The sequence below is a fragment of the Abyssisolibacter fermentans genome (assembly GCF_001559865.1).
GTDB classification, from domain to species: Bacteria; Bacillota; Clostridia; order Tissierellales; family MCWD3; genus Abyssisolibacter; species Abyssisolibacter fermentans.
Genome location: NZ_LOHE01000112.1, coordinates 1 through 19,730 on the forward strand (window position 1 = coordinate 1; position 19,730 = coordinate 19,730).

The following is a 19,730-nucleotide window of genomic DNA, read 5'->3' on the forward strand; positions in this document are numbered from 1 at the left end:
AGAAGATTTCAGTGAATTCGAAGGCATACCGGGTTGGTATGCCTGCCATTTAATGGACATCTTCTAATCATGAGCAGAGAACTAAAATCTGTGATTTTATGTGAATCGCTTATTCATTCGAAGAATGAGGTTCATTTATAAAAGGTATTTAATTTTCTATGAATAATCTGGGTTTAATTAAGAGTATTAATTTCTATGTATTATCTGGGTTTAAGGAGGATGAAATGAAAATAGTTGTTGATGCCATGGGAGGAGATCATGGTGTAGTATCTACTGTAAAAGGTGCTATTGATGCAGTTAATGAGTATGGTGTTGATGTTATTTTAGTAGGGAAAGAAGGATTAATTTTAGAACAAATAAATAAATATAATTATAAAGGTCAAAAAATTAAAATAGTCAATGCTGATGAAATTATAACTAATGAAGATAAACCAGTTAAAGCGATAAGAAATAAAAAGAATTCTTCTATTGTAATCGGTATGCAATTAGTAAAAGATGGTGAAGGAGATGCGTTTATTTCTGCAGGGAATACTGGAGCGGTTTTAACAGGCGGATTATTTGTTGTTGGTAGAATTAAAGGAATTGATAGACCGGCAATAGCACCTGTTTATCCATGTGAAAAAGGACCAAGTATATTATTAGATGCGGGTGCAAATGCAGATTGTAAAGCAAAATATTTACAACAATTTGCTATTATGGGTTCTGTATATGCAAATAAAATACTTGATATAGACAATCCAAAAGTAGGTTTAGTAAATATTGGTACTGAAAAAGGGAAAGGTAATGAACTGGTAAAAGAAGCTTATGATTTAATAGAAAATTCTGACGTTAATTTTAGCGGTAATATTGAAGCAAGAGATGTACCTAAGGGCATAGTTGATGTTATGGTTTGTGATGGTTTTGTTGGTAACACAATATTAAAGTTATCAGAAGGACTTGCTAAGACATTATTTTCACAATTAAAAGATGTGTTTTTAAGTTCTATTAAAACGAAATTAGCTGCACTGATGCTTAAATCGGGATTAAAAAAATTAAAAAATAGTTTTGACTATAGCGAGTATGGTGGAGCATTATTAATAGGACTAAAATCTCCAGTTATTAAGGCTCATGGTAGTTCAAATCCTAAGGCTATAAAAAATGCAATCAGACAAGCAAAGCAAATAATTGATAAAAAAGTAGTAGATATTATAAAAGATGAAATTGAGTATTTGAATAATTCAAAAGATAATGTATAATATATTTTAGTATATAACTGAATAGGGAGGTGTAATTATGGTATATGAAAAATTAGTACAGATTATAGAAGAACAATTATCAGTTTCTTCAGATCAAATTAGTAAAAAATCTTCTTTTCAAAAAGATTTAGACGCTGATTCGTTAGATGTTGTTGAATTGATAATGGCTATAGAAGATGAATTTGATTTGGAAATTCCGGATGACGAAGCTGAACATATTAAAACGGTACAAGATGCAGTAACGTATATTGAACAACGCATTTAAGAATGAACAGCCCTGAAAATTCGGGGCTTTATGTTTATTAAATACGTAAAATATGGAAAATTATTTTTGGTTTTTGGTATATAAACTTAAAAAAAAATAGGGATAATATTATCAATGTTTTAACGTGTATTAAAATATTTATAATATTATCTGACAATTATGGAGGAAAAGATGAATAAAATTAATGCAAAACGACTGGTGCAACTTGATTCATTGCAAAGTAAAATAAAATATAGTTTTAAAAATGTTGAATTATTAAATAGGGCGTTGACTCACAGTTCATACGCCAATGAACACAGAAGGATGAATATTAAATATAATGAGAGATTGGAATTTTTAGGAGACGCTGTGTTAGGTGTAGTAATAAGTGATTATATATTTAAAAAATACAGTAATTATCCAGAGGGAGAATTAACAAAGCTTCGAGCTATAGTGGTATGTGAGCAGTCATTAGATTACATGTCAAAAAAACTTGAATTTGGAAAATATCTTTTGTTAGGCAAAGGAGAAGAATCTACAGGAGGAAGAGAAAGAGTTTCTATTTTAGCTGATACATACGAATCAATAGTAGGAGCTATATATTTGGATGGTGGATTAGAAAAAGCAAAATCATTTATTTTAAACTATATGATTAATATAATTAATGATGCTGTTAATGGAAAAATATTTTTAGATTATAAAACTCAGCTTCAAGAATATATGCAGCAAAAAGATAAATGCAACATAAAGTATAAGGTTATAAAAGAAGAAGGACCAGATCATAACAAGATATTTTATGTAGATGTAAGTAATTGTGATGAAGTAATAGGAACTGGTATAGGTAAAAGCAAGAAAGAGGCTGAACAAAATGCAGCTAAATCAGCATTAGATAAAGAAGGGTTGTTAAATGATTAATAAAAAAATCAAAATAATTCCTATATTTGTACCACATCAAGGTTGTATAAACGACTGTGTTTTTTGTAATCAAAAGAAAATTACAGGTATGAGTACAAGTATGACACAAAAGCAAGCTACATATATAATTGAAAGAAATCTTAAAACTATAAATAAAGATAGTGAAATACAAATTGCATTTTATGGAGGAAGCTTTACAGCTATAGACTTAGAAGTTCAAAGAGAACTATTAGGATTAGCTAAAAAATACAAAGATAGTGGACAAATACAAAAAATAAAGCTTTCTACTAGACCAGATTATATAAATAATAAAATATTAAATATACTAAGGGAAAATAAAGTTGATATAATCGAATTAGGTGTACAATCCTTAGATGAAGAAGTATTAACACAAAACAATCGAGGGCATAATGTAAAGAGCGTATATGATGCTGTAGAGCTTATAAAGAAATATAAATTCACACTAGGATTACAAATGATGGTTGGTTTAGCAGGTGATGATGAAAATAAATGCATAAAAACAGCTAAAGAATTCATAAAATTAAAACCAGATTTAGTTAGGATTTATCCAACTTTAGTCTTAAAAGAAACAATGTTAGAAGAAATGATGAAAACAGGTCATTATAAACCATTAGACTTAGATGACGCAGTAAAAACTTCAGCAAAGTTGTTAATGATGTTTCAGTATCATAATATAAATGTGATAAGGGTTGGATTACAACCAACAGATAATATTACTTTAGGCAATGATGTGTTGGCTGGACCTTTTCATTCAGCATTTAGACAACTTACTCAGTCACGCATATATAAGATTATAATAGACCAAGTTTTTGAAACTAACAGTATTAAAGATTTAGATGATATCTGTATAGAAATAAATAAAAGGCATGTCTCAGATTTTGTTGGAAATAGAAAAACAAATATCAAACATATAAAAGAAACTTATGGTATAAAAAAAGTAAAAATGTTATCATGCAATATATCTGAAAATATTATTAATATACATTATAATAATAAAGTAGTAGCTGTGGATATTAAAAAGTACAGCGAAAAATATTTAAAAAATAACAATCTTATATAACGTAAACAAATATCATAATCTCAATTATTTAAGATAGTGATTTGTAAATTATATTTGTCTAGCAAATTTCATATAAACAGAAGATGAATAATGTGTAAAAGTAATTTATAGTTTGAGATGAGGTGGTTAAATTTGTATTTAAAGAGGATAGAGCTTAACGGTTTTAAATCCTTTGCAGATAAAACAACAATAGAATTTAAAAAAGGTGTAACTGGAGTAGTTGGTCCTAACGGCAGTGGTAAAAGTAATATTTCTGACTCTATAAGATGGGTATTAGGAGAGCAAAGTGCAAAAACACTTAGAGGTGGGAAAATGGAAGATGTAATTTTCTCAGGTACAGCTACCAGAAAACCATTAGGTTTTGCAGAGATAACTCTAGTACTAGATAATAAAGAAAAAACATTACCATTAGATTATTCAGAAGTCAATATTACAAGACGAGTATTTAGATCTGGCGATAGTGAGTATTATATAAATAAGACTAGTTGTAGACTAAAAGATATAAAAGAATTGTTTATGGATACTGGAGTAGGTATAGATGGGTATTCAATAATTGGACAAGGGCGTATAGACGAAATTTTAAGTACAAAATCAGAAGATAGAAGAAATTTATTTGAAGAAGCTGCAGGTATAGTTAAATATAAAACTAGAAAAAAAGAAGCAGAAAGAAAATTAGAAAAGACTAAAGATAATCTATTAAGAATAGATGATATTGTATATGAACTTGAAAAACAAATAGGACCTTTAGAAAGCCAATCTAAAAAAGCAAAAAAATATAATGAATTAAGTGAGAACTTAAAGAGTTTAGAGGTTAATTTATTTATACACGAAATTGAATCAATCGAAGAAAAAAAAGATGTGCTAAATAAACAAATAGAATCATTACAAAAGCAGAAAAATATATATACGATAGAAAGTGAAAAGTCAGAATCAAAATGTAATGAATATAAAGCAGAGATTGATAAAATAGATAAGAAAATCGAAGATAACTTAAATTTCAAATATGATATGCAAAGCAAAGTTGAAAAAAAAGAGGGAGATATTCTTTTATTAAATGAAAGGAATATTTTTTTGAAATCAGAAAATGAAAGATTGAAGAAAGAAATAGATTTAACTAAAAGTAGTATACAAAGGGATGTAAGTGAAAAAGAAACTTTGCTTGCAGATATTGAGCTGTTAGAAAAAGATATAGCTGAAATGGAAGTTAACCTGCATAGTAGTACTGAGAATTTAGTGACAGTTCAAAAACTAATTGATGAAAATGATTTATGTATTGAAGAAAAAAAGACTCAGCTAATACATAATTTAAATTTAGTGGCTGAGAAAAAAAGTAAAATTAATATGATGGAGACTTTTAATAAAAATATAGATAAACGAATTGAGCAATTGACATTAGAAATTGAAGCATACGAAAAAGAAATTGATGAAAAAAATAAAAATATTAGTTTAAATATAAGGAACAAAGAAGAAGCAGAAAATAATTTAAATATTACCCATAATAATATAGACAACTATATTGATAAAAAAACTAGTTTAATCAGTGAATACGATACAATTAAACAAAAAATGGACAATATAAAATCAGAGCTTCAAGGTTCTATTTCTAGGTACAAGCTCTTAAAAGATATGAAAAATGAGTATGATGGTTTTTATAAAAGTGTTAAGAATATACTATTAGCGTGTAAAAATAACTATACGTTTTCAAAAGGAGTAAAAGGAGTTGTAGCAGAATTATTAAAAGTTGATAAGAAATATGAAAGGGCTATAGAGATAGCTTTAGGTTCTGGTATACAAAATGTGGTGACTGAAAATGATTCATATGCTAAATCAGCTATAGAGTATTTGAAGAAAAATAAACTTGGTAGAGTTACATTTTTGCCTCTAAATTTAATAAAAGGCAACAGAATATATGGAACCTATAACACAAATGGTGTTTTAGGTTTAGCATGTGATTTAATTACTTATGATAATAAATATAAAAATATATTTGAATACTTATTAGGAAGAACAATAATTGTTGACAATCTTGATAATGGTATAAAATTATTAAAAAATATAAAACAATATGCTAAGATAGTAACATTAGATGGAGACGTATTAAATCCTGCTGGAAGTATAACAGGAGGAAGTTATAATAAAAAAAATACAAGTTTATTATCAAGAAAAAGAATTATTGATGAGTTAGGTAACAAAATACAAAATGGTAAAGAAGAATATAAAAAATTAGAAAAAAAATCTATTGACATACAAAATACTATAAATGAAATTAAAACAAATATTAGCAATAATAAACTTGAACTTGATGGCATAAAAGTTCAAATAATAAATATTGAGAATGAATTAAAGAAAGATAAAGAAAATTTGTCTAACATACAACTGTCTATTAATAAATTAAATGAACAAAACAAAACACTTTTAGAAGAAAATATAGGCTCTAGATATGATTTAGAAAAATTAAAGGTCGAAATTAATGAAATAAATTGTGAAAATGAGAAAATAAAGAGTAGTATAGAAACATTAGAAAAAGATAATGAAATAAAAAGAGAAGATTATCAACAAAAAAACCAAAATGTCATAGATACAAGATTGAAATTAGCTTCATCTATACAAAATAAAAAACATATTAAAGAAAATACTAATAAATTAGATGAAATGTCAAATAAAAACCAACAAGATTTGGAGATTAAACACAAACTATTAGAAGAGAACAATCAAAAAATTCAAGATAATGTATTGCTTCAAGATAAATATAAAGAAGAAAAAGATAACATGAACTCTACATTAGAAGAATTCACGAAAAGCTTAAATGAATATAAAGAAGAGAAAGAAAATTGTATTGAAATTTTTGAAAAAGAGAAAAATAAACTTAAAGGTATTACAAGCAAACTTAGTGAATATAACGAAGAGTTAAGTAAAATAGATCTTAAAAGTGAAAAATATAATATACAATTAGAAAATTATAATAACAAGCTTTGGGAACAATACGAAATGTCATATCAAATGGCTTTAAATTATAAAGAAGAAATTGAAAATATTAATATAATAAAAAATGAAGTGGGTAGATTAAAAAAATCAATTAAAGCTTTAGGCAATATCAATATTGATTCAATACAACAATTTGTACAAGTAAAAGAAAGATATGAATTTATTACGAAGCAAAGGAATGATCTGATACATGCAAAAAGCTCATTAAACAAAGTTATTACTGATATGGAAATAAACATGAAGGACAAGTTTAAAGCTAATTTTCTCTTGATAAAAAAACATTTCAATGAAGTGTTTATCAAGCTATTTGGAGGAGGGAAAGCTGATATTTATTTGCAAAATGAAGAAGAAGTATTAACAACAGGTATAGAAATAATAGCTCAACCACCAGGTAAAAAATTACAAAACATAATGCTTTTATCAGGTGGAGAAAAAGCACTAACTGCAATTGCACTGTTATTTGCTATACTTAAATTAAAACCAACTCCATTTTGTATATTGGATGAAATAGAAGCTGCATTAGATGATGCAAATGTATACAGATTTGCAGATTATTTAAAGGATTATTCAAGCAACACACAATTTATTGTTATAACACATAGAAAAGGTACAATGGAAGCCGTTGATACATTATATGGAGTTACTATGGAAGAAAAAGGTGTAAGTAAGGTTATATCACTTAAACTAACAGATATACTAGATGAAAAAGTAAGTTAATATAAATATTTTTAATCATAATAAGCTAGGAGGAAAAATATGCTAAAGAATTTTTTTGGATTTGGGAAAAAAGAAAAACAAAAAGAAGAACAAGAAAATCAATTAAATAAGCAGCAAGATGAAATAATTGAAGAATTAGATGAAAATGACAATCAAAAAGTAAAAGAAGAAGAAGTTATTGAGGACAAAGAGGTAGAAATTGAAGAAGAAACTGTGCAGCAAGAAGAGGTTAAGCCTCAAGAAGAAAGTCCTAAAATGAGTATGTTTGAAAGATTAAAAAGAGGGCTGTCAAAGACTAGAGATAATATGTCTGCGCAAATAAATAATGTTCTGAAAAATTACAGAAAAATAGACGAAGAGCTATTTGAAGATTTAGAAGAAATTCTTATTACAGCAGATATTGGCGTAGAAACAACTATGCAAATAATAGATAATGTCAAAGATAAAGTTAAAGAAAGAAAAATAGAGGATGCAAACAAAATAAAAGATTTAATAAAAGAAGAATTAGTAGAGCTGCTTGACAGTTCTGAAAGTGGACATAAACTTACTATTGAACCTTCGCCAGCAATTGTGTTAGTAGTAGGGGTTAATGGTGTAGGAAAAACAACTACAATAGGTAAATTAGCTAATAAATATAAAAATAAAGGCAAAAGGGTACTTATAGCTGCAGGGGATACATTTAGAGCAGCTGCAATAGAGCAACTAGAAGAATGGTCTAATAGAGCAGGAGTTGATATAATATCTCATAGTGAAGGTGCAGACCCTGCTGCTGTTATATTTGATTCTATACAGGCAGCTAAAGCTAGAAAAACAGACATATTATTGTGTGATACAGCTGGTAGATTACACAATAAAAAGAATTTGATGAATGAGTTAAATAAAATTTTTAGAGTTGTCGAAAGAGAATATCCAAAAGCAACAAAAGAAGTATTATTGGTTGTAGATGCAACAACAGGACAAAATGCTGTTTTGCAAGCAAAAACTTTTAAAGAAGCTTGTGATATTACTGCCATTGCATTAACAAAGCTAGATGGAACGGCTAAAGGCGGAGTGGTTTTTTCTGTAAATTCAGAATTAAATGTTCCAGTTAAACTTGTTGGAGTTGGAGAAAGAATTGATGATTTACAAGAATTTGATCCAAAAACGTTCGTAGATGCAATATTTTCAGAATAAATATGTTGACAAAGACGGTATCGTAGTGTAAAATAACTACTGTCAAGTAAAAAACTTTACACAGGTAAAGGTGGATGAAGTCATGGATAAGTTTTTTGAGATTGGTTATTTGTTTGATTTTTATGGAAATTTATTAAGCAAAAAACAATACGATGCTGTTGAGCTATATTATATTCATGATTTATCCTTAGGAGAGATATCAGAGCAGTTAGATATAAGTAGGCAAGGAGTCTATGACATAATTAAACGTGCCGAAAAAAAATTATATTCGTTTGAAGAAAAGCTTGGATTAGTTAAGAAATTTAATAACAGTATTGTAAACATGGAAGAAATACTTAAATATATAAATAATTTAAAAAACAATCAAAATGTTTATAATGATAAAAATAGTATGGTTCAGATAAAAGGAATTGAAAAATTAGTGTTGGATATATTAAAAACAACCAGGAGGTGAAGCAATGGTCTTTGAGAGCTTAGGTGAAAAAATGCAAAATGCATTAGGCAAGCTGAAAAAAAAGGGAAAACTTACTGAAAAAGATGTTAAAAATGCCATGAGAGAAGTCAAGCTTGCATTATTAGAGGCAGATGTTAATTTCAAGGTTGTAAAAAAATTCATAAATAGAGTACAAGAAAGAGCCGTTGGTCAAGAAGTAATGGAAAGCCTTACTCCTGGGCAGCATGTTATAAAAATTGTTAATGAAGAATTAACTGAGCTTATGGGGCAAAAAGAAAGCAAGTTAGATCTTTCGAGTTCTCCATCTGTAATAATGATGTGCGGATTACAAGGTGCTGGTAAAACAACAACTACGGGTAAATTGGGTTTATTATTAAAAAAGAAAGCTAAGAGACCTTTATTAGTAGCTTGTGACGTGTACAGACCAGCTGCAATAAAGCAATTACAGGTTGTAGGAACTAAAGTTGATGTACCGGTATTTGCAATGGGAAACAATCAAAATCCTGTAAATATTGCAAAAGCAGCAATTGAGCATGCTAAAAAACATAACAATGATGTTGTTATTATTGATACTGCTGGTAGACTTCATATAGATGAAAATTTAATGGATGAACTTGAAAATATAAAAACAGAGGTTAAACCAAGTGAGATTCTTTTAGTTGTAGATTCTATGACAGGTCAAGATGCAGTTACAGTAGCTGACAAATTTAATTCTAAACTTGAAATAAGTGGCGTTGTATTAACAAAGCTTGATGGTGATGCTAGAGGTGGAGCTGCGCTTTCAATAAAAGCTGTTACAGAAAAGCCAATTAAATTTGTTTGTATGGGAGAAAAGTTTGAAGATATGGAAATCTTCCATCCCGATAGAATGTCATCAAGAATATTAGGAATGGGAGACGTTTTAAGTCTTATAGAAAAAGCACAAGCAAATATTGATGCTAAGAAAGCTATGGATCTCGAAAAGAAACTAAGAACTCAGCAATTTACATTTGATGATTTTTTAGATCAACTAGAACAGATGAAAAACTTAGGACCTTTAGATGAATTATTAGGTATGATACCTGGAGTGAATTCAAAACAGTTAAAGAATTTAAAGGTAGATGATAAAGAACTTGCTCATGTTGAAGCTATAATAAAATCAATGACAAAAGAAGAGAAAAATAATCCTCAGATAATTGATGCTAGTAGAAGGAAACGAATTTCAAAAGGTAGTGGAACAAATATTCAGGATGTAAATAAATTATTAAAGCAATTTAAAGAAACTAAAAAAATGCTTAAGAAGTTTTCAGGAATGGAAAAATCAATGAAAAAAAGAGGAAAATTTGGCTTGCCATTTTTCAAATAAATTACATTAATATTTTAAAGGAGGTGAAAACATGGCAGTAAAAATAAGATTAAAAAGAATGGGTGCAAAAAAGAAACCTTTTTATAGAATAGTTGTAGCTGATTCTCGTTCACCAAGAGATGGAAAGTTTATTGAGGAAATAGGTTATTATAATCCAGTAGCACAACCTAAAGTTATCAATATAGATGATGAAAAAGCTGTTAAATGGTTACAAGTTGGAGCTAAGCCTACTGATACTGTAAATACTCTTTTCAAAAATAATGGTATTATAGAGAAATTTGAAGAATCTAAGAAAGCCTAGATTTTAGGGGGTGAAAAGAATGGGTGAATTAGTGGAGATAATTGCAAAAGCACTAGTAGATCAGCCAGGAGAAGTTCAAGTTACAGAAATAGAAGGAACTCAATCAGTTATAATTGAGTTAAAGGTAGCCCCAGATGATATGGGAAAAATCATTGGAAAACAAGGAAGAATAGCTAAGGCTATTAGAACAGTAGTAAAGGCAGCAGCTATTAAAGAAAATAAGAGAGTTGTAGTTGAAATTATTTAAGAGAGCTGCTTTAAATTGGATAAATAACTTACTCAGAGAAAAAAATTAAGTCTGGGTTACAAACTTTAAGAAACTTTATTCATTTTGAAACAGCTCTGAGGGGATGACTTAAAAACATTTTGAGGCATCCTCTTATTTAGTAGAGAACCAAAACTTGATTTTGAGTGAATTAAAATTAAGTTTTTATAAAATCAAAGTAAATTTGAGGTGCTTATGGATAATAAGATTCAGATTGGGAAAATTGCCAATACACATGGAATTAGAGGATATGTCAAAGTTATACCACTTACAACAAATATGTATCGATATGATGATTTAAAAGAAGTATTTATTGATGAAGCTAAATTTGAAATTGAAGATGTTTGGTATAAAAAAGACGTAGTTATGGTTAAATTTAAGGGATATGATAATATAAATGACGTTATATGTTATAAGAATAAATTCATACAAATTGATGAAAAAGATTTAATAGGATTAGATCAAGATGAATATTTTATTTTTGATATTGTAGGCTTGCAGGTATATTTAGCTAATGGAAAATATCTTGGAGAAATAAAAGAAGTACTACAGCCCGGAGCTAATGATGTATATGTCATTAAAACAAAAAAATCAGACGTATTAATTCCAGCAGTTAAAGAAATAGTAAAAGATATAAACGTTAAAGAAAATAAGATGATAATAGACCCTATTGAAGGAATGATAGAATGAAAATAGATGTATTAACATTATTCCCAGAGATGTTTAGTGGGATATTTAGCTGTAGTATAATAAAAAGAGCAGTTGATGATAATATAATGTCTATTGATTATCATAACATAAGAGATTTTTCTCTAGATAAGCACAAAAGAGTTGATGATTATCCTTTTGGTGGCGGTCAAGGTATGGTTATGAAACCCCAGCCAATATTTAGAGCGATAGAAAGTGTAAAATCTGATAATGCTAAAGTTATATATATGAGTCCAAAAGGAAGAGTTTTCAATCAAGCAATAGCTAATGAACTATCAAAAGAAGAACATATTGTTATTTTGTGCGGTCACTATGAAGGTATAGATCATAGAATCATAGATAATTACGTAGATGATGTAATCTCGATAGGTGATTATGTTCTCACAGGCGGAGAAATACCAGCGATGGTTTTAATTGATTCGGTGGGAAGACTTTTACCCGGTGTTTTATCTAGTGAAGAATCTTTTATAGAAGAATCTCATTATGAAGGATTATTAGAACATCCACAATATACAAGACCAAGAATATTTAACGGTATAGAAGTTCCAGAGGTTTTAATTTCAGGAAACCATAAAAAAATTGAAGAATGGAAAAAGACTGAAGCATTGAAGCTAACTATGAAAGTAAGACCAGACATAATAAAAAAACTTAAGTTGAAAGAATAGTAAAAATAATAATTACATGTGATTATTATTATAAAAAATATTGTAAATAACTTATAGATGTGATATAATCATCAAAGGTTGTTTAATGTAACACTGATGGTCCGCTGCATTTATGCATGAACATCTAGGCGAAGGGAGGTTATACAATGGATATCATAAAAGCAATTGAACAAGAACAATTAAGAAATGATTTAGTTGATTTTAATGTAGGAGATACAGTACAAGTACATTATCATATCAAAGAAGGAAACAGAGAAAGAGTTCAGGTTTTTGAAGGAACTGTTCTTAAAAAGCAAGGTGAAAGTTCTAGAGCTACTTTTACTGTAAGAAGAATTTCTTATGGAGTTGGTGTTGAAAGAATTTTTTCATTGCATTCACCAAGAATAGAAAAACTAGTTGTTACTAGAAGAGGTAAAGTTAGAAGAGCTAAGTTATTTTACCTTAGAGAAAGAACTGGTAAAAGAGCTAAAGTTAAAGAAAAAAGAAATTATTAAGAACTTAAAGATTGGGACTCTTGTAGTCCCAATTATTTTTTAAGCAGAGACCTCAAATCTATGATTTTATGTAAGTTACTTACTCATGCGAGGAGTAAAAAACTATGATTTCTTGTAAATAAATTACTCCCAGTAGCGAAGTAAGTAGGTTTCATTGTCAAAAAACTAGTATGATTTTCGTTATATACCACCAGGCTTACATATATTTATGATTCAAATCTTGTTCTTAATATGTATTTAAAAAAACGACTTAATCTTTAATTAAGACGTCCCATTCATAAAGAGATTTTTTTAATACATTTCTATTGAAATCTGATATAGATCCTTAAATTTGTACATAATACTATATACATAAAATAATTACATATCGATGAGGTGATAATATGAATATAAATTGGTTTCCAGGACATATGAAAAAAACAAGAGATTTACTTAAGCAAAATTTATCATTAGTTGATGTTGTTATAGAAATCCTAGATGCTCGTATTCCAATCAGTAGTAAAAACCCGGAAATAGATAAATTGATAAATAATAAAAAAAGAATAGTAATACTTAATAAAAGTGATTTAAGTGACAAAAAAGCCAATGAACAATGGGTGACTTATTTAAAGGATAATGATACAGAGGTAATATTAAATAATGCACTTACTAAAAATAGTGTAAATATGATCCTAAAAAGCTGCGATAAGCTAATGAAAGAAAAAAGAATGAGGCTTGAAAAGAGAGGTATTAAGAATAAAGTAGTTAAAGCAATGATTGTGGGAATACCTAATGTGGGAAAATCAACGCTTATAAACTCCATATCAGGCAGAAAGAGTGCTAAAACAGGCAATAGGCCTGGGGTAACTAAGGGTAAACAATGGATTAGGCTTAAAGGCAATATAGAGCTTTTAGACACACCAGGAATATTATGGCCAAAATTTGAAAATCAAGACATAGCATTGAGCTTAGCTTTTACAGGTGCAATAAAAGATGAAATAATGGATACAGATACATTAGCGTATAAACTTGTAGAAGTGTTATCAAGTAAATATCCTCATACTTTAATAGATAGATATGAAATAGAATTAGAAAATAAGACTACAATTCAGATAATTGACGAAATAGCATTAAAAAGAGGATGCGTAATGAAAAATAAAGAAATAGACTATACGAGGATATCTAATTTGATACTTGATGAATTTAGAAAAGGAAAATTAGGAAGGATTACGTTAGAGCTTCCTGAAGATAAAAGATAAAAATTATATGGTGTTAATATATTTATAAATTTTTTTGTTATAATATGTATAATCAAATAGGTGCATTATATTATTGTACCTATTTTTCTGTTTTTTGTTTAATTTGTAGTAACTGTTAATTTATCTTATAAAAAATATAGGTGAAAATGCAGAGAAAATTTAATGATTTAGCGTATTAGTGAAAATAAAGGCATAAATCTCCAATTCATTTGGAGATTTATGCCTTTTAAGAATTATTAAGAACTTACAATTTATATAACTCTTTTATAATGATATAATTATATAAAATGAGAAAGTTCAAAAAAATATAAAGAATAACACGTATTTAATCGATAGAATAATTAGATATATAAATAGGAGGATTTTATGCTTAGTATAGAAAAAGAACTATGGAATGAAGGCTATAACTATATAGCTTGTATAGATGAGGTTGGTCGAGGCTGTCTAGCTGGAGAAGTTGTAGCATGTGCTATTATCATGCCTAAAGAATTATTAATAGAAAAAGTTAATGATTCAAAGAAACTTACTCCTAAAACGAGAGACAAGCTGTATGATATTATACTTGAAAATGCTGTTGCTGTTGGATTAGGTGCAGTTGGACCTGAAACAATTGATGAAATAAATATTAAAAATAGTACTAAATTAGCTATGAAAATGGCAATCAAAAATCTTAAAAATAAAGATGGACAAGGTGTTACACCTGATTATGTATTGATTGATGCTGAAAAATTAGACATAGATATCCCACAGAAAAATATTATAAAGGGAGATTCAAAATGTCATGGGATTGCAGCAGCATCAATAATAGCTAAGGTTTATAGAGATAGACAATGCATAGAACTAGCAAAGGAATATCCTGAATACGCTTTTGAAAAAAATAAAGGCTATGGTACAAAAGTACATAGAGAAGCATTGAAAAAAGTAGGCCCATGTCCAATACATAGACTTACATTTCTTAAAAAAATTTTAGATGAAGCACAGCAACTAAGTTTTTGGGGGTAAATTATGAGAATAGTAAGCACAATCAATAGTAATGCTAATATGAACTTGAACGTGAATAATGCTATGACAGACGGCGGTATAATAAAAGGTAAAATAATAAGCTTAGAGGGTAAAAATGTAGTTATAAGCACTCCTAGTGGAGAATTAATAGAAGCTAAACTTGAGGGTGATTTACAACTCAATAAGAATATTATGCTTGATTTCATGGTTAAGTATACAAATGATGGCAAGGTGATATTAACACCATTAAATAGTGAGCTTTTGGAAACTAATACTGATAATTTATTGAAATTCATATTAAAAGAAAATGGAGTACCAGAAAATGATAAAAATCTTCAAATAGTAAAATTACTAATGGATAATAAAATGCCAATAAATAAGCAGACAATAGAAAAAGCGTTAAAATACGTTGATAAGTTGATGCAATTAAGTAATATTAGTGATAATGAGAAAATATTAATGGTTTTAAAAAATATATCAACTGCACAAGAAGATATAAGTAATTTTATAAAAGTTAAAGATGATGATATAACGCAAAATTTAAAAGAAATGCCTAATCAAAAGGAAATAGATAAAGAAGTTGTTTCTGGAAATAAAGATACGAGACAAGAAACAGTTAATAAAGCTAAAATAGATGTAAAGGATGTAACTACTGTAGTAAAAAATTTGATGTCAGAGGTAAAGTTATCAAATGAAAATCAAAACAGCAGCATTACTAAAACAGTGGTGTTACTGTTGAAAATGGATTTAAAAGTAAACTTAGATAATTTGAAAATATTTGACGAGTTTGTTTCAAATGAAAAAGGATTTATAGAAAATGAAATAAAGGAAATAGTCCAATTATTAGATAAGGAGATTAACGCTGGCAAAAACATAGCTGAAAATATAGAAAAGAATATAACTAAGAATCTAGGGAAAATTATTAATAAAAACATAGAAAATACACCTGATAAAAATATAGAGAGTGATGTAAATAAGATTTTAAATAAATTTGTTAAATCAATGAAAGCTTTAACAGGACAAGAAGATAAAAAAAGTATAGATGATATAATAAAAAACCTAAATGATTTAAATAAAGAAGTAAAAAATATGATAAAAGATAACTCAGTAATCAAAGCTACCATAGAAGATAAAACAAGAATTATTGAACAAAAGATCAATTTTATAAGTAATATGAATGATTCATTTAATCTACTTTATGTACCAGTTGAATTAAGCTTTGAAGATTTAAAATATAGGTTTGGCTTGTTAAAGAAGAATAAAGTAAATAAAGCTGAAGAAGCAGATTTTTATATAAGCGTACACACAAGAAATCTAAAAAAAATAGATGTTGTTTGTAAGTTGACAAATAAAAAAATTCAAATTAAATTTCTTGCAGAAGATGAAAGTATAACTAAGTTATTAAATGATAATAAAAGTCTTTTAGAAAAACAATTAGAAAACCAAGGATTTAATAGAATTGAATTGATTGCAGTCAACAAATTAACTAGTGATTCAATTTTTAGTAATCTGTTAGAAAAAAATGAACAAAAAAAATATTTATTAGATGTTAGGGTGTGATGGTTTGAGCAAAAAAATTGCTATTGCGCTTCAATATGATGAGGGAAGTGAAGCTCCTAAAGTAATTGCTAAAGGTAAAGGTATAGTAGCTGAAAAAATATTAGAAAAAGCTAAAGAAGGGAAAATTCCAACACAGGAAAATGAAGAGTTAGCATTGAGTTTGTATGATGTTGATTTAGGAGAAGATATTCCTGAAGAGTTATATCATGCAGTTGCTCAGATTCTTATGTATATACATGATTTAGACAAGCTTAGAGATAAAGGAATTTTATAGTAAAACTATTTTAACCCTGATTATTCATATAACTCCCGATAATATGCTGTAAGTTTCTGAATTATGAGCAGAGAACCTAAATTTTAATTTAGTGTGAATTGCTTATTCAGACGTAGTCTGAGGTACATTTAAGTTACCTTCGAAGGCATACCGAGTTAGTACGTCGAGAATTTAATGGATATCTTCTAAACATGAGCAGAGAACTAAAATCTATGATTTTATGTGAATCGCTTACTCATTCGAAGAATGAGCTTCATTTATAAAAAGTATTTAATTTTCTATGAATAATCTGGGTTTAAGAGCGGGGAAATATATTATGAAAGGTGAAAATAAGCAACAAGGTCAAATTGGTGAAAAGTTAGCAGTGAATTTTTTAAAGAAAAAAGGCTATAGTATTTTAGAAACAAATTTTACAGCTAAAATAGGAGAAATAGATATAATAGCAAAAGATAAAGATATAATAGTATTTATAGAGGTTAAAGCTCGAAGAACTGATAAATATGGTAGACCAAGTGAATCAGTAACTCCTTATAAACAAAGAAAAATAATAAAAACTGCATTATTGTATCATAGTATAAATAAACTTTGTGATGTACAGTTTAGATTTGATGTAATAGAAGTGTTTATAGGGCAAAATGACAGAATAAATCATATAGAAGATGCCTTTTGGATTGACTAAACATAATCCAACAAGATAATACATAAAAAATACTTATATCAAAAACGCAAAAAAATATACTGTCGTTAATTGAGTATTACCCAGTAAATAACTGTAGGTTATCGTATTTTAATACTTTTAATTTCATGGAAAATTTTTAAATATTAAAAAAAGTTAATATTAATAGAGGGATTTACATTAATATGATTGAATAAGTATTAATGTAAAAAGTGTTAAAAGGAGAGAATGTATGTTGTCAAAAGTCAATACCCTATGTATTACAGAAATTAAATGGTTATATTCCGTAGGTGTAAGAACTGATATATCAAAAGAAATGACTTTATCTGCAAATTAGTTTCTAATATTTATGTAAGTAGCAAAAGATTATTTTAAATAGTAGTTATTTATTAAATAAACAAGGGTGGTTATATGTCAAACAAGAATATGAAATTCTTTCTACCGTTTGTAAAACCCTATAAAAAAGATGTGCTCTTAATATTTTTCTTAGAAGTATTGACGATATTATCATCAGTAGCTATTCCATATATTTTAGGAGAATTGATTCATAGTTTAGAAGAGGGTTTTGCAACTTTCAAGTCACTATCTACAGATTTTCTTTCTGCTGTGCTATTATATTTCATTTGGGATATGTCAAATATATTCATAGATATAAACTTCTCAAAAATCAATAAAGGAATAGAGAATGATATAAAAACTTTCTGCTATAAAAGAATTTTTAATGCTAAAATGAATATTTTACAAACTAAAAGTGAAGGCGAAATAATAACTAAAATTATTAGGGATACCGAAAAACTAGAAAAAGCATTTTCAGAGTTTTTCTATTTAGTTATTTCTATTATTCATATTTTAGCATTATTTATTATGATGTTCAAAATCAACTTCATTTTAACTTTGATAATTGTAGCTTTTTTTATAGTGGTTGCAATTATGCAAAAGCTACTTTCTAAATCTTTAGAGAAATTGTATTGCAAATATAAGATTTCAGAAGAAAACCTATTAATAGATTTAAAAAACTATTTAGCTGGTATTTTAAGTATAAAAGTTTTTTCACTTGAAAATAAATGTATTAGTTTATTGAATAAGAGAAATGAAATGAATTTAAAAACGTATGTAAAACTCAATAAAAAGTCAGGAGTTTTTAAAAATTTAAGTTTCTTTATTATTTCTGTTTTTAGAGTTGTTGCATTATTTGCGGGTGGAATATTATACATATATAAAAAAATTAATATTGGCTCAATATTTGCGATGTATTCTTATTCCATACAATTATCAACTCAATTAAGGAATATTATAGAAATAGATATAATATTAAAAGATATTACTACTTCACTTAGCAGAGTAATAGATTTTTCAAATGAATTCCAATCTAATGATTTTGAAAGCAATAAAATTGAAGAATTAAAAGAAATAAAGTTTGATGAAGTTACATTTAAATATGAAAATAAAACTATTATTTCTAATTTGAATTTTGTAGCTAAAAAGAATGACATAATCGCGATAAGAGGAAGTAATGGATCTGGAAAAACTACGTTAACAAATATAATATGTGGGTGCTATAAGTTAAACAATGTATATATTAATGGTAATAAACAAAATATATTTTCAGAAAAAGAAATTCTGAGTAAAGTATCTTGCGTACCTCAAAATATACATTTATTTCCTGTTGCAATCATAGATAATATAAGTTGTTTTGGTAGAGTATCAAAAGAAAAAGTATATGAAATATGTAAAGAATTAGGCATACATGAAAAAATAGAATCTCTACACAATGGTTACAATACATTAGTAAACGAAAAAAATCTAAATTTATCTGGTGGAGAAAAACAAATTATTTGTATTGCAAGAGCAATGTTAAAAGAATCTGATGTATTAATTCTAGATGAGATAAATAGTGCATTAGATAAAATAATGGAAGAAAATATTATTAACAATCTAAAGAAGTACTTTAATAATAAAATTGTCTTCGTAATCTCGCATAAAGAAAATATTCTTAAATTATGTAATTATGAAATAAATTTAGACGAATATAAGAAAAATGAAAAAGATGATGTATTTTATAAAGTTTAGAGTGAACTCGCTTAGTATAAAGCTAAGCGAGTTCATTTGTAATGTGATTCTTACATAGAACAGTTTAGATTTGATGTAATAGAAGTGTATAGGGCAAAATGACAGAATAAATCATATAAAAGATGATTTTTGGTTTGACTGAACATAAGCTGATAAAATGATACAGAAAAATACTTACATTAAAAAAATAAAAAATATAGTGTCATTAATTGTGTATTACTCAGTAAATAACAGTATGCTATCGTATTTTTAATAGCTTTTATTTTACAGAATATTTTTAAATATAAAAAAATTTTGATATTAATGAAGGAGTTTACAGTAATATGAT

The 19,730-nt window shown here is 27.4% G+C and carries 19 protein-coding genes; all 19 read left to right on the forward strand.

The genetic code is table 11. The features are described from left to right. The first annotated feature begins 224 nt into the window (after window positions 1–224). The 19 genes from plsX to AYC61_RS19710 all read left to right on the forward strand — a co-directional run bounded on the left by plsX (window position 225) and on the right by AYC61_RS19710 (window position 19,402). Window positions 225–1,235 carry a phosphate acyltransferase PlsX gene (gene plsX, locus AYC61_RS19620; RefSeq protein WP_066507210.1) on the forward strand — a complete coding sequence of 337 codons (1,011 nt, stop codon included), beginning with the start codon at window positions 225–227 and terminating at the stop codon, window positions 1,233–1,235. Window positions 1,236–1,272: 37 nt separating this feature from the next. Next, complete coding sequence (gene acpP, locus AYC61_RS19625; RefSeq protein WP_066507212.1) at window positions 1,273–1,500, forward strand: acyl carrier protein; 228 nt, start codon at window positions 1,273–1,275, stop codon at window positions 1,498–1,500. A 171-nt stretch (window positions 1,501–1,671) separates the two neighbouring features. Beyond that, window positions 1,672–2,394 carry a ribonuclease III gene (rnc, locus tag AYC61_RS19630; protein ID WP_066507216.1) on the forward strand — a complete coding sequence of 241 codons (723 nt, stop codon included), beginning with the start codon at window positions 1,672–1,674 and terminating at the stop codon, window positions 2,392–2,394. Further along, window positions 2,387–3,475, forward strand: a complete 1,089-nt coding sequence (locus tag AYC61_RS19635) for an elongator complex protein 3 (RefSeq protein WP_082760085.1) — start codon at window positions 2,387–2,389, stop codon at window positions 3,473–3,475. Before rnc ends, AYC61_RS19635 begins: the two co-directional genes overlap by 8 nt. Window positions 3,476–3,607: 132 nt before the next feature. Then, window positions 3,608–7,177, forward strand: coding sequence for a chromosome segregation protein SMC (smc, locus tag AYC61_RS19640; RefSeq protein ID WP_066507223.1), 3,570 nt, complete (start codon window positions 3,608–3,610; stop codon window positions 7,175–7,177). Between the two features lie 255 nt (window positions 7,178–7,432). Beyond that, entirely contained in the window at window positions 7,433–8,350 is a 918-nt protein-coding gene (ftsY, locus tag AYC61_RS19645; RefSeq protein WP_338026079.1) for a signal recognition particle-docking protein FtsY, read from the forward strand. A gap of 82 nt (window positions 8,351–8,432) precedes the next feature. Further along, on the forward strand, window positions 8,433–8,804 hold the full coding sequence (gene ylxM / locus AYC61_RS19650; protein ID WP_066507239.1) for a YlxM family DNA-binding protein: 372 nt from the start codon (window positions 8,433–8,435) through the stop codon (window positions 8,802–8,804). Window positions 8,805–8,808: 4 nt separating this feature from the next. Further along, window positions 8,809–10,149: a signal recognition particle protein gene (ffh, locus tag AYC61_RS19655; protein ID WP_066507241.1), complete on the forward strand. Its 1,341-nt coding sequence runs from the start codon at window positions 8,809–8,811 to the stop codon at window positions 10,147–10,149. A gap of 31 nt (window positions 10,150–10,180) precedes the next feature. Continuing rightward, the gene (gene rpsP, locus AYC61_RS19660) at window positions 10,181–10,450 is read left to right on the forward strand and encodes a 30S ribosomal protein S16 (protein WP_066507243.1); all 270 of its coding nucleotides are present in this window, start codon (window positions 10,181–10,183) and stop codon (window positions 10,448–10,450) included. A 19-nt stretch (window positions 10,451–10,469) separates the two neighbouring features. Beyond that, window positions 10,470–10,697, forward strand: coding sequence for a KH domain-containing protein (locus AYC61_RS19665; protein ID WP_066507245.1), 228 nt, complete (start codon window positions 10,470–10,472; stop codon window positions 10,695–10,697). A gap of 213 nt (window positions 10,698–10,910) precedes the next feature. Next, complete coding sequence (rimM, locus tag AYC61_RS19670; protein ID WP_066507246.1) at window positions 10,911–11,405, forward strand: ribosome maturation factor RimM; 495 nt, start codon at window positions 10,911–10,913, stop codon at window positions 11,403–11,405. Beyond that, complete coding sequence (gene trmD, locus AYC61_RS19675) at window positions 11,402–12,088, forward strand: tRNA (guanosine(37)-N1)-methyltransferase TrmD (RefSeq protein WP_066507248.1); 687 nt, start codon at window positions 11,402–11,404, stop codon at window positions 12,086–12,088. The genes rimM and trmD overlap by 4 nt, the downstream gene beginning before the upstream one ends. A 146-nt stretch (window positions 12,089–12,234) precedes the next feature. Next, entirely contained in the window at window positions 12,235–12,582 is a 348-nt protein-coding gene (rplS, locus tag AYC61_RS19680; RefSeq protein WP_066507250.1) for a 50S ribosomal protein L19, read from the forward strand. A 383-nt stretch (window positions 12,583–12,965) separates the two neighbouring features. After that, window positions 12,966–13,820, forward strand: a complete 855-nt coding sequence (gene ylqF / locus AYC61_RS19685; protein ID WP_066507253.1) for a ribosome biogenesis GTPase YlqF — start codon at window positions 12,966–12,968, stop codon at window positions 13,818–13,820. A 366-nt stretch (window positions 13,821–14,186) separates the two neighbouring features. Further along, window positions 14,187–14,822 (forward strand): ribonuclease HII, encoded by a 636-nt coding sequence (locus AYC61_RS19690; RefSeq protein WP_066507254.1) that lies wholly within the window; start codon window positions 14,187–14,189, stop codon window positions 14,820–14,822. A 3-nt stretch (window positions 14,823–14,825) separates the two neighbouring features. After that, complete coding sequence (gene fliK, locus AYC61_RS19695) at window positions 14,826–16,382, forward strand: flagellar hook-length control protein FliK (protein WP_066507256.1); 1,557 nt, start codon at window positions 14,826–14,828, stop codon at window positions 16,380–16,382. A gap of 4 nt (window positions 16,383–16,386) precedes the next feature. Beyond that, window positions 16,387–16,656, forward strand: a complete 270-nt coding sequence (locus AYC61_RS19700) for an EscU/YscU/HrcU family type III secretion system export apparatus switch protein (protein WP_242866850.1) — start codon at window positions 16,387–16,389, stop codon at window positions 16,654–16,656. A 316-nt stretch (window positions 16,657–16,972) separates the two neighbouring features. Further along, complete coding sequence (locus AYC61_RS19705) at window positions 16,973–17,335, forward strand: YraN family protein (protein ID WP_066507262.1); 363 nt, start codon at window positions 16,973–16,975, stop codon at window positions 17,333–17,335. A gap of 408 nt (window positions 17,336–17,743) precedes the next feature. Further along, complete coding sequence (locus AYC61_RS19710) at window positions 17,744–19,402, forward strand: ABC transporter ATP-binding protein (protein ID WP_066507264.1); 1,659 nt, start codon at window positions 17,744–17,746, stop codon at window positions 19,400–19,402. Window positions 19,403–19,730 lie beyond the last annotated feature (328 nt).

Coding starts and splice junctions, on each gene's coding strand:
- plsX (WP_066507210.1), top strand. CDS start 225: ATGAAAATAGTTGTTGATGCCATGGGAGGAGATCATGGTGTAGTATCT.
- acpP (WP_066507212.1), top strand. CDS start 1,273: ATGGTATATGAAAAATTAGTACAGATTATAGAAGAACAATTATCAGTT.
- rnc (WP_066507216.1), top strand. CDS start 1,672: ATGAATAAAATTAATGCAAAACGACTGGTGCAACTTGATTCATTGCAA.
- AYC61_RS19635 (WP_082760085.1), top strand. CDS start 2,387: ATGATTAATAAAAAAATCAAAATAATTCCTATATTTGTACCACATCAA.
- ftsY (WP_338026079.1), top strand. CDS start 7,433: ATGAGTATGTTTGAAAGATTAAAAAGAGGGCTGTCAAAGACTAGAGAT.
- ylxM (WP_066507239.1), top strand. CDS start 8,433: ATGGATAAGTTTTTTGAGATTGGTTATTTGTTTGATTTTTATGGAAAT.
- ffh (WP_066507241.1), top strand. CDS start 8,809: ATGGTCTTTGAGAGCTTAGGTGAAAAAATGCAAAATGCATTAGGCAAG.
- rpsP (WP_066507243.1), top strand. CDS start 10,181: ATGGCAGTAAAAATAAGATTAAAAAGAATGGGTGCAAAAAAGAAACCT.
- AYC61_RS19665 (WP_066507245.1), top strand. CDS start 10,470: ATGGGTGAATTAGTGGAGATAATTGCAAAAGCACTAGTAGATCAGCCA.
- rimM (WP_066507246.1), top strand. CDS start 10,911: ATGGATAATAAGATTCAGATTGGGAAAATTGCCAATACACATGGAATT.
- trmD (WP_066507248.1), top strand. CDS start 11,402: ATGAAAATAGATGTATTAACATTATTCCCAGAGATGTTTAGTGGGATA.
- rplS (WP_066507250.1), top strand. CDS start 12,235: ATGGATATCATAAAAGCAATTGAACAAGAACAATTAAGAAATGATTTA.
- ylqF (WP_066507253.1), top strand. CDS start 12,966: ATGAATATAAATTGGTTTCCAGGACATATGAAAAAAACAAGAGATTTA.
- AYC61_RS19690 (WP_066507254.1), top strand. CDS start 14,187: ATGCTTAGTATAGAAAAAGAACTATGGAATGAAGGCTATAACTATATA.
- fliK (WP_066507256.1), top strand. CDS start 14,826: ATGAGAATAGTAAGCACAATCAATAGTAATGCTAATATGAACTTGAAC.
- AYC61_RS19705 (WP_066507262.1), top strand. CDS start 16,973: ATGAAAGGTGAAAATAAGCAACAAGGTCAAATTGGTGAAAAGTTAGCA.
- AYC61_RS19710 (WP_066507264.1), top strand. CDS start 17,744: ATGTCAAACAAGAATATGAAATTCTTTCTACCGTTTGTAAAACCCTAT.